Consider the following 1,393-nt stretch of genomic DNA (forward strand, 5'->3'; position numbering starts at 1 on the left):
AAGACGAATCACATTGGATAGTAGACATGAATAAACTATCAAACCAAACAATGTGGTCAAGAGTATTAGATTAGAGAAAGACCGTATTGCATTTGTAATCCCAAACTGAATAGGTTCTCCACCTCTTCTGATTAGCTTGGGTAACCATGATATGCTGCTAGGTGTCACTCATGGTTTGTGGAAGCCCTAAACGTGTGTAATCACTAAAGGGAGAATTGAAAATAGTTTCAATTCACAATCGATGTAAAATGGTTTTAATCGCCCACTACCTCGCTAAAAGGAACCTAATGGATCGCACACCGTAAAAGGTGGAGATTGGAGATTAAACGGAAATGAGTAAGAATGATTAAATGGTTTAATCATTTATTTATGGCAAGGATTAATTAATATGTTAATTAATCAAACGAATAAGTTCGTTAAAGACTTCGGGATAGTTTTGGACCTTAAGGCCCAATGGGCTTCGAACGTCAAGCCCATTAACTTAAGTTGTATGACAATTTAATGAATGAAGATTCATTAAAGCCCAAAAGCCCAAAATCCCCTAAATGGCCGGCCATGTGTGATGAATTAGGGTTTTGGTTATTTAGGTCACTTAAAGAAGTGACTATATAAATGACTTTATAGCCAAATATTCATTAAGATGATTAAGGGTTTATTTTTGGGGAAAATTGGTGAGAATTGTCTCTCCATTTTCTCTCTAAAGAGGCCAACACCTTGGAGGGTACATCTAGCAATCCTACTACTCCAAGGTCACTCATTTCTTCTACAATCAAACCTTGGTGAAGAGACTTAGAGGTTCTCAATTTTGGGAACTTGGAGAAACCTATTCTTCCATCCAAATCCATGGATCTAAGAAGCAAGGAATGAAGGCCCCTATCTCTTTGGGTGATTAGCCTTTGCTTATGCAAAGAGGAATCTACAAAGGTATTAATTTCAACTCACTTTGTTTTGAGTTGATTATTGGTTCACCAATCTACTAGGCTTTGAATTTCATGGTTAATGTTTTGTTTTTAAGTGCATGCAAGCATGATTCCGCCTTTAATTGTTAATTGCATGCTTATTGATGTTGCTTAAATGAACATGTTTTCACAAAATATTCCTTCAATGGGAGTATGGGGTCTTCGTGAATCCTACCGACTCAGATAAGGTGCAATGTAAGTTGTGTAAGAAAACAATTAGTGGTGGAGTATATAGAATGAAACAACACATCGCCAACATCAAGGGAAATGTAGCCGGGTTTGCAAAGTCTTTGGACAAGGATAAAGCAAAATGTAGAGCCGCATTAGAAGAGGCAAAAGATAAAAGAATAAAGAAGTAAGCATAATAAGAAAGTGAGGGGAAATGTTCAACTTCAACATATTGAAGAAGAAGAAGACATTAAAGTTGTTGGGTC

The 1,393-nt window shown here is 36.6% G+C and carries 1 protein-coding gene; it reads left to right on the forward strand.

All coding sequences use genetic code 11. The features are described 5' to 3' along the window. The first annotated feature begins 1,147 nt into the window (after positions 1–1,147). Entirely contained in the window at positions 1,148–1,318 is a 171-nt protein-coding gene (locus B879_RS23755; protein ID WP_497706787.1) for a hypothetical protein, read from the forward strand. The last annotated feature ends 75 nt before the right edge of the window (positions 1,319–1,393 follow it).

It is taken from the genome of Cecembia lonarensis LW9, assembly GCF_000298295.1.
GTDB lineage: Bacteria > Bacteroidota > Bacteroidia > Cytophagales > Cyclobacteriaceae > Cecembia > Cecembia lonarensis.